Origin of the sequence: Actinophytocola sp., assembly GCF_049647105.1 — a bacterium.
Classification (GTDB): Bacteria; Actinomycetota; Actinomycetes; order Mycobacteriales; family Pseudonocardiaceae; genus Actinophytocola.
This window is the reverse complement of the sequence record NZ_JBARWZ010000077.1, coordinates 1-8726: the sequence shown is the minus strand read 5'-3', so window position 1 is coordinate 8726 and position 8726 is coordinate 1. Positions and strand designations below refer to the sequence as shown.

The 8726-nt window shown below is 67.7% G+C and carries 7 protein-coding genes and 1 pseudogene; 5 read left to right on the top strand and 3 right to left on the bottom strand.

The genetic code is table 11. From position 1 onward, the window contains the following. On the bottom strand, nucleotides 1–500 hold a 500-nt coding region (locus tag WBA97_RS09525), incomplete at its 3' end, for a DUF6444 domain-containing protein (RefSeq protein ID WP_424230369.1). 308 nt (nucleotides 501–808) lie between these two features. On the opposite strand from WBA97_RS09525, the gene WBA97_RS09520 reads away from it, so the two are divergent. Beyond that, nucleotides 809–2410 (top strand): PKD domain-containing protein, encoded by a 1602-nt coding sequence (locus tag WBA97_RS09520; protein WP_424230368.1) that lies wholly within the window; start codon nucleotides 809–811, stop codon nucleotides 2408–2410. Here the strand turns inward: WBA97_RS09520 and WBA97_RS09515 are convergent. Further along, nucleotides 2386–4299: a WD40 repeat domain-containing protein gene (locus WBA97_RS09515; protein WP_424230367.1), complete on the bottom strand. Its 1914-nt coding sequence runs from the start codon at nucleotides 4297–4299 to the stop codon at nucleotides 2386–2388. The genes WBA97_RS09520 and WBA97_RS09515 overlap by 25 nt on opposite strands. Before the next feature lie 85 nt (nucleotides 4300–4384). Next, nucleotides 4385–5836 (bottom strand): RICIN domain-containing protein, encoded by a 1452-nt coding sequence (locus tag WBA97_RS09510; protein ID WP_424230366.1) that lies wholly within the window; start codon nucleotides 5834–5836, stop codon nucleotides 4385–4387. A 345-nt stretch (nucleotides 5837–6181) separates the two neighbouring features. Between WBA97_RS09510 and WBA97_RS09505 the strand changes: the two genes are divergently transcribed. From WBA97_RS09505 to WBA97_RS09490, 4 genes and pseudogenes are all read left to right on the top strand, one after another. After that, nucleotides 6182–6655 carry a YbaB/EbfC family nucleoid-associated protein gene (locus tag WBA97_RS09505; protein WP_424230365.1) on the top strand — a complete coding sequence of 158 codons (474 nt, stop codon included), beginning with the start codon at nucleotides 6182–6184 and terminating at the stop codon, nucleotides 6653–6655. A 16-nt stretch (nucleotides 6656–6671) separates the two neighbouring features. Next, entirely contained in the window at nucleotides 6672–7004 is a 333-nt protein-coding gene (locus tag WBA97_RS09500; RefSeq protein WP_424230364.1) for a type VII secretion target, read from the top strand. 1 nt (nucleotide 7005) lies between these two features. Then, on the top strand, nucleotides 7006–8142 hold the full coding sequence (locus tag WBA97_RS09495; protein WP_424230363.1) for a hypothetical protein: 1137 nt from the start codon (nucleotides 7006–7008) through the stop codon (nucleotides 8140–8142). A 137-nt stretch (nucleotides 8143–8279) separates the two neighbouring features. Next, nucleotides 8280–8600, top strand: a pseudogene (locus tag WBA97_RS09490) (hypothetical protein); the annotation flags it as partial. Between the last annotated feature and the right edge of the window lie 126 nt (nucleotides 8601–8726).

Here is an 8726-nt window from a genome sequence, read left to right as displayed (position 1 = left end):
CCGATCCGCACCGGCGAGCCCAACCCGGCCACCACGTCCCGCCGCGGATCATCAGCCCGAACCTGGTCCCAGCCGGGTGTGGTCACCTCCCCGCAACACACACAGACCTTCGACACCCGCTGGTACTCGGTGACTTCCGGCGGCGGCACCGAACCCACGTCCACCACCTGCCGCCGCTCCCGACTCGCCACCGAAGCCTCGGCCAGCGGTGACGCGCATCCCCGACAACACTCCGGCTCAAGCACGACAATCTCGTCCGGATCATCGATCAACGACCGTGACGACGAGGACGCGCCCGGCTGCTTACCGGGCTTGCGCCCCGAACGGCTACGCGACGAGCGCCTCTTGGCTGCCTTCTTGTCCCACAGCGCGTCCGAGGACGGTGGGCGCGATGAATTCGTAGAATCCCGCCCCAGCCGGCGTTCCAACTCCGCGATCCGCTCACCCTGCTCAGCGATCACCCGATCCCGCTGCACCAGCGCCGTTTCCAGCTCAGCCACACACGCGAGCACCCGCTCAAGCAACGCCTCAGCCGACCCCGGAACCGACACCCCAAGATCATCCCAGCCACGCCTCACACCACAGCAACCAGGTCACCACACAGGTGAATAGCTACGGTGGATCCAGGTGCAACGTCCTAAAGCCGCTTTTGGGACATTGTGCCTGTCCTTCACCCGTCAATAGTGAACACTTTCGTGTCCTTTGTGGCGGGTTGGTTTGCGTCGCCGATTCGCGCTGTTCAGACTGCTCCCAATCTGCCGTGGCGGAGCGTGACGCCACGGGACAAATCAACGGAGGTCACCAGGCGATGTCGAGTGCGAGCCGGTCAGCGGACGTCAACTCCCGGCGCAAGGGTCGGCAGTTGGTCCGGCGGACACTGATCGCGATCGCGGTGGCCGGTTTGGCACTGTTCGCGGCGGGGCCGGCCGGTGCACAGGAGCCACGGTCATGGACGGTGTACGCCACGGGTAACCAGATCGATGTACCCGGCATCGTCACACCGATCGACACCGCCACCAACACGGCTGGTCCGCCGGTGACGGTTTTCGACTCCTTCGGCATCGCGGTGACCCCGGATGCCGCGACCGCGTACGTCACGGCACGTTCCAACGACCAGGTGGTGCGCATCGACACCGCCACCAACAGCATCATCGGGGATCCCATCGACGTCGGGGTGTTCCCCACCGGTATCGCCATCACGCCCGACGGCTCGACCGTCTACACGGCCGACCAGAACGGCGGGTCGGTCACCCCGATTGACACCGCCACCAACACGGCCGGTCCGCCCATCCAGCTGCTGCCGCCGGCGGAGACCGTGTTCACGCACCGCATCGCGATCACCCCCGATGGCACGAAGGCCTACGTCGTCGTGCGCGGGTCCACCGAGACGCCGGTCCAGGTCATCCCCATCGCCATCGCGTCCGAGCCGCCCGTGGTGCTTCCCGCGATCACGATGGCCAACGGGCAGCTGTTCGACATCGCGGTCACGCCCGACGGCGCGACGGTGTACATCATCGACAACGCCAACGACCAGGTCATCACCATCAACACCGCCGACGACACCCTCGGTGCGAGCATCGCCGTTCCGGACGACCCGCTGGGTATCGCGATCACCCCCGATGGCGCGAAGGCCTATGTCGCCAGCCAGCGTGCCGACCTCGTCACCCCGATCGACCTCACGACCAACACGGCGCTGACACCGGTTTCCACCGGCGACGGTCCCTATGACCTGGCCGTGACCCCCGACGGCAAGCGGGCCTACGCGGCGAACGCCGCCTCGGACACCGTCAGCGTCGTCGACACCGCCACGGACACGGTTACCGGCGGCCCCATCCCGGGCGGGGACGGCGTCGACAACCTCGCCATCACCCCGGACCAGGCACCGACCGCCGTGCTCGCGGCCACGGCGTCGGCCACCGGATGCGTGGTCACACTCGACGCGTCGGCCTCCACCGTCGCCTTCGGCACCATCGCAGGCTATTCCTGGGACTTCGGGGACGGGACGACCACGACGACGACCACCCCGACCACCACACACACCTACGCGGAACCTGGCAACCACACGGTGACGGTGACCGAGACCAGCTCCGGCGGCACCTCGGTGCCCGAGCTCACGCCCGACTCGTTCACCGGCCAGACCATGAGCCGCAACGCCGACGACCAGGCGCGGACGACAGCGACCGTCAGTTTCGCCGCGTCCTGCCAGGCACCGCCCCCGGCCAACGGCGACGAGTCACCCCCGGCCGACGACTCCGGTACCGAACTGGCCGCGACCGGAGGCGTGCCGACCGATCTGCTCACGCTGGGGTCGTGGATGCTCGTCGCGGGCGCCTTCCTCGTCTACCTTGCTCACCTCAGGTGGCTGTCCCGCCGAGGGCGTGCCGGTCAACCCAGGCGCCCCACGTCATAGACGGTGAGGTCGAGGTAGGTCTCGACGACGAGCCGGTGCTCGGCGGTAAAGCCGAGGTCCATGGTGGGCGCGGTCATGGTGATGGTGTGCCGCGTCCGGCCGCCGATCGGGTCCACCAGCTCGACGGTGTCGCCACCCTCGCCGACCACCGCGGCGAGCACCGTGCCGTCGGGGAGCAGGGTGGCGGCGAGGATCTCCGGGGCAGTCACACGCAGCGGGACCGGGTCGCGGTACGGGCGACCGGTGGCGATGTCCCAGACTCCGACGGTGCCAGTGCCGGGATCGGCGCGGACCGCGACCGGCGTCCGGTCCGGCAGCGTGAGGCAGTCCACGGCCCGTTTGCTGGTGCGCCAGTCGTCGAAGGGCGGACCGTACGGGCGGCCGGAGGCGGCGTCCCATGCCCGCACCCGGTCGTCGCGGGGGAGCACGATCAGCGAGCCGTCCGGCAGCGGCACGACGGCGAGGTCCTGGCTGCGTAACGGCAGCGTCGGCCCGTAGGGCCTGCCGGTGTCGGCCCGCCACGCCCGCACGGACTCGCCGCCGGTGATCACGATCGGGGTGCCGTCGCACAGGTTGAGACACGACACGAGCCACGGCCGCCCGGTGTGTCCGGCCAGCGCCACGTCACGGGCCTCGTCAGTGGACAGGTCGCACAGCCGCAGGCCGTCCGGCACGACCGTGACCACGGCGGGGCCGTTGACCGTGTCCACACACCCCCGCGCCTGGAGAGCCGCCCCGGCGAGCAGCCGCCGCCGGAGCCCGCCGGTCGCGGAGTCCCAGACGTGGACGCTGTCACCGTCGCTTTCCTGGCCCGCCGTCACGATCACCTCGCCGTCGGGCAGGCGGACGTGTCCGAGTGTCCAGATCGGACCGGTGAACCCGTGTTCGGAGGGGCGAACGCGCAGACTCCACAGCCCCACGTCCTGCTCGGCGACGACCACCACCGGCCCGCCGTCACGATGCCGCCCGCACGCCACGGCCGGGCCGTCGCCCACGGCGGGCAACGACGGTCCATGGGCGAGGCCGGTGCGCAGGTTCACGCACACCACCGAGCCGTAGCGGCCCACCGAGACGGCGATCGCCGTGCCGTCTGGTAGTTCCGCGCATGCCAGGGCGTTGATCTCGCCGCTGTGCTCGGTCAGCGGCGGGCCGTAGGGGAGGCCGGTCTCCAGGTCCCACGCCCGGACCACGCCGTGCCGTCGGCCGTCATCGTCGCGTTCCCGGTCGCTGCCCGCGACCGCGAGCACGGTGCCGTCGGTCAACCGCAGGCACCGCAGCCTGTTCACGGCGAAACCGGTCTCGATCGGCGAGTCGCGGAACCGGCGGGCGGCCGGCTCCCACACCAGGAGGGTCCCGCCGTCGGAGACGACCACGATGCCCGCCTCGCAGGCGACCTGTGGTGAGACGTGTTCACCGGGCAGCGGCTTGCCATGGGGCCGTGCGGTCGCGAGGTCCCAGAACCGGACGCGGTCGTCGTCGCCGGTCACCGCGAGCGCGGTGCCGTCGGTCAGGGTGGTGCAGGCGAGGGAGCTCCAGGAGGACAGCACGCCGCCGTTGGTGGCCGACCGCATCCCGGCGGCGGCCAGGTCCCATACCCGCAGCGCACCGTCGAGGCACACTGTCACCGCGACCGGGGTGCCGTCGGGGAGACGGGTGCAGATGAGGCCGGTCGCGTACTGGTCGGGCGTGGCGATCCTCGGCGCGCTGCGAAGCGTGCCGGTATCGAGGTCCCACACCTGAAGCGTGCCGTCGCCGGTGCCGCACACCGCGACCGGGGCGCCGTCCGGCAGCGTCGTGCAGTCCACACAGGTGACCCACGTGTCGCCCGGCATGCCCTGCCAGAGCCTGCGTTCACGCAACTCCTCCCAGCAGCCGACCCGCCAGCGCATCACCGGGCACGGCCCTGTCGCATCCGGTCCTCCTCGATCACAGGAGGCGCCAGAGTAGACCCACGGGCCGGTGGCCGCGCGGCGGTCAGGTGCCGATGCTGGCTTGTGGCCCCGCGTAGGTCCGCAGGAGGGACGGGACGTTCGCGGCCGGGTCGAGGGTGTAGGAGTAGTACGTGCTCGGGTTGAACGCAGAGCCGCCGGTCTCCTGCTGGCCACTCGAGTTGACCACGATGCTGCCGGACTGCCGCAACTGCGCGGCGTCGTCGCGGTAGTAGGGGTCCTTCACGTTGTCGAAGTAGCTGTTCTCCAGGACCATCTTCGTCCCGCCCCTGGCGTAGTTGCCGTAGGAGGCGATGTTCTGCAGGTAGTTGTTGTAGAGGTGCGCGTACGCGACGTTGTCCGTGCTGGGGTTGCGCTGGTTGTTGTCGTGGATCCAGTTGTGGTGGATGGTCATCCGCGACGTGACGTTGGTCGTCCAGCCGATCCCGAAGGCCTTGTTGTTCTCTCCCAGCACGTTCCACGACACGGTCAGGTAGGTGGTGTCGAGCCGGCTGTCGATGAGGCCGTCGTTCATCCGCACGATGGTGTTGTGGTCGATCCACACGTGGTGCGCGGTGTCCATCTGGATGCCGTCGTAGTCGAAGTCCTTGTCGTCCGGGTCGTCGGAGGCCATCCGGGTGTCGCGGATCGTGAGGTTGCGGATGATCACGTTGTGCACGCCGGTGCCCAGGAAGAACCCGCCGTTGACGATGTGCCCGCTGGTACCGACCCCGACGATCGTCTTGTTCGACTGGACGCGGAGCTCGGTGCCGTAGGCCGCGACGGTGATCGCACCACCGACCCGGATCACGTACGGCTCGCTCGCGGTCGCGTACCGGACCAGGTCGGCGTAGTTGGTCACCGTGACCGTGGCACCAGCCGCGCCGCCGGTGGTCGTCGTGTCACCCATGCCGCTGGTGCCCGCGAACCCGTCCGCCGCGTTCGACCACGTCCTGCCTGCCGGGGTGAACAGCCATTGTTTGTTGGTGTTGGCGGTGCAGGTTTCCTGCACGATGGGTATGCCGGAGCCGGTGGCGGCGTTCTGGTTGGCGAGGCAGAGTCCGCTGGCGACGTTGATGATCTGGTAGGTGCCGGTGCCTGAGGCGACGAGGCGCCATTGTTGGTAGGTGGAGCCGTTGCAGTTCCATTGCTGGAGCTGGATGCCTGGTTCGGTGGTGCCGTAGGGGATGTCGAGGCACTTGCCGCTGTTGACGTTCGTCAGCGTCTGGTAGCTGCCCGAGGCGGCCAGGGTGAACTGTTGCCAGGTGTCGCCGGAACAACTCCACTGCTGGACCAGGCCGCCGTTGTCGGATGACCCGGCGGCGACGTCGAGACACTTACCACTGTTGGTCACGCTGACCTGGTAGGTCGTGCCGTTGACCGGCACCGCCGCCTGAGCCGGCGCGGACACGGTGACGGCCGTCGAGCCGGCCACCGCCACCACGAGGACGGCCTTGAGCGCGGCGCGGCGCAGCCAAGTCGAACCAACCGGTCTCATGAGGTCCTCCACGTTGAGGGCGGCGAGCGATGTTATCGCTAACAATCTACTTATCGCACGTTATTGAACCAGTGTCAATAGTCGAGTGCAGCTTAACTCGTTCAGCTTGGAAATGGCGGGAGGTGCGATGTTAGCGAGAACATCCATGGCCGAAGTGCCGAGGTCCGGCTCCTGCGGGCGCTGGTCCGGGTACTGATCGGCGAGGGGCGCGCTCGCTCGGCAAGGCGAACTCTTCTTCGTAACGGAAAGCACACGAGTGTGGTCTCCCGGTTCCGCGATATCGCCTCGCAGGCGCGTTGGGGCATGCCACGATGTTGGGGGATTCAGTCGTGGAGAGGGGGCGCCGTGTCCAGCCATATGGACCAGATGATCGCCGAGTTCGAGAAATTTCGGTCCAGGATACGTCAGGCCGAGGCCCGTTTCGAGGGCGTCGAGGAGATGGGCGAGCGAATCTCGCGGGTGGAGAGCACGGCGACCTCACCGGACCGCCACGTGACGGTCACCGCGGGCGCCAACGGCATGGTCACCGACATCCGGCTCACTCCATCGGCCATGCGCAACGCCCCGGCGGAACTGTCCGCGATCATCATGAACACCCTGCGCCAGGCCGTTGCCGGAGCCGCAAGGCAGCAGGCCGAGGTCGTGGACGACGTCTTCGGCGACGCGTTCGGCACCAACACCTCAGAACAGGTCCGCCAGGCCCAGGCGGAGGCGTTCGGCACGCCCGGGAACGCGGCACCGGACGAGTCGGGACGACCTCGCCGCGCGTCCCGTCCACCGGACGACGACTACGGCCAGCACTCAATCCTCCGACGTTGACCGACGGGACAAGCCGATGTCAGATGGAATACAGGTCGATACCGCCGCGCTTTCCGCCTACGCGGGACAACTCGGCTACTACGGGGACGAGGCAGGCAAGTTCGAGAAGCTCATCGACGCCGCCGACGTGACCAACGAAGCCTGGGGTGTGGTTGGCATCTTCGCCAAACAGGGCTACACCGACCGCCTCGCGGAACTGCGTTCACTGCTCGACGACATGAAGGCAGGCGTCGACGCGCTCGTCACCAAGGTGAACCAGTCGGCCGCGATGTACGAGGGCAACGAGGAGGCCGGCGTCATCAGGTTCGGTCAACACGAGGCCGAGATCGACGCGACGGGGGGCCAGTGACATGACGGACCCGAAGCCGAGCATCGCAGAGACGCTGAACGTCGAGGGCTACGACGAGAGCCTCGGCGCGAACCTCGACCGTGCGGTCGGGCACGTTCCCGTCGCGGGGACGGCGTACAAGGCAGGCAAGTCGATCGGCGAGCATGCACAGCAGGCCGTCGACGCGGACAACCTGGCCGACTTGGCGTCGGCCGGTGCCTCGCTGGTCGGCGACGGTGCCGCGTTCGTCGGTGCCGCCGCCCTGGACGCGGGCACCTTTGCCATGGACCCGATCGGCTGGCTGGTTAGCCACGGGTTGAACATGCTGCTCGAGTTGGTCCAGCCGCTGCAGGACGCGCTGCACCAGGTCACCGGCGACGGGCCGGCGATCGGGCACGCGTCGGACAACTTCGTCGCGATCGCGCAGGGCTTCGTCGCACTGGCCGACGACTTCGAGCGCACCGGCGACACGGCGCTTCAGGACTGGATCGACGACGCGGGCAACGCGGCGAAGGAAGCACTCGGCGACTTCTCGTCAGGCATCCGCGGCATCGGGTCGGCAGCGGGCTCGGTGGCCGAAGTCCTGCAGATGTGGTCGATGGTCATGGTGGTCATCGAAGAGGTGATCAAGGGCATCCTCACCGAACTGGTGTCCTGGCTGATCACCGTCTGGTCATCGGCCCTGGCCTCCTCCGTGATCTCCTGCGGCACGTCGGTCGCCACCGCGATGACCGCGTCCATCGAGAAGGCGGTCGAAATGATGAAGAAGGTCACCGGCTACCTCGGCAAGTTCGGCAAACTGCTCGACAAGTTCATGGAATTCCTGCCGAAGCTCTCGAAAACCATCGAGGGCTGTATAAGGAAGTTCCGGCTCGGCACCTTCGCAGGCGAGTCGAAGTTCTCCTACAAGGTCCTGGACGAGACCGCGGGGGCGTTCACCAAGAGCAACCGGGAGCTCGCCATCGACCTCGGCACGTCGGCTGGGGTCAAGCCACTGTTGACCGGCATGGGCATCAAGGCCGGGATCGGTGCGGGCTTGGGTGCTTACCGCGAGGGCACGGAAGAAGTCACATCGGGAGGGGGCGAGCCATGGCTCGACAAGAGCGAGATCGGCGGGGACCAGAGCGCGGAGGAGACCAGGAGGAACCTCGATATCTAGTCGATGACGCTCCCCGCGGCCAGAGCCCGGCCCTGCAGCGATTTACGCGCAAGATGGTCGAGTATCAACGGCGAACGAAGGAGAACACTTACAAGTCGGAAGTACGACCCGGTTTCCGCGAAGCTGTCGAGCAGCAGATGCGAACGCAGTGGCGTGAACCGGTGATCGTGCTCCGTCTCGCGAGCATTTCCGACGTGGGATACGACGTTCCGGGACGGAGAACGGACGGTACCGTCAAAGGCAAACGGCTCGTCAGACGGTTCTTCTGGAACATCCTGCGCGGTGTGGGCTTCGTAGTGGCCAACATCTTCATGATCGCCGTTACGATGCACGTGGTCAACCCGCTGTCGCGGTGGATCCTGGTAACCGGTCCGGCGAACGCGATGGTTCTCGACCTGCTCGACAGGATTCGGGAGGCTCAGGGGCCTTGGCTGGTCTGCTCCCCGTCAGGGCTCGCGGCAGGGGAACGTCAAAGTCTGTGATCTTGGTGTGAAGTCCGGTGTGGACGCGCTCGGTGTGTCGTCCGGACATGGGTGATGGCCTCCGCCCTGGGATGATCAAGGTTCCTACGCCGCGATCGTCAC

Coding starts and splice junctions, on each gene's coding strand:
- WBA97_RS09520 (WP_424230368.1), top strand. CDS start 809: ATGTCGAGTGCGAGCCGGTCAGCGGACGTCAACTCCCGGCGCAAGGGT.
- WBA97_RS09495 (WP_424230363.1), top strand. CDS start 7,006: ATGACGGACCCGAAGCCGAGCATCGCAGAGACGCTGAACGTCGAGGGC.
- WBA97_RS09510 (WP_424230366.1), bottom strand. CDS start 5,836: ATGAGACCGGTTGGTTCGACTTGGCTGCGCCGCGCCGCGCTCAAGGCC.
- WBA97_RS09500 (WP_424230364.1), top strand. CDS start 6,672: ATGTCAGATGGAATACAGGTCGATACCGCCGCGCTTTCCGCCTACGCG.
- WBA97_RS09515 (WP_424230367.1), bottom strand. CDS start 4,299: ATGCGCTGGCGGGTCGGCTGCTGGGAGGAGTTGCGTGAACGCAGGCTC.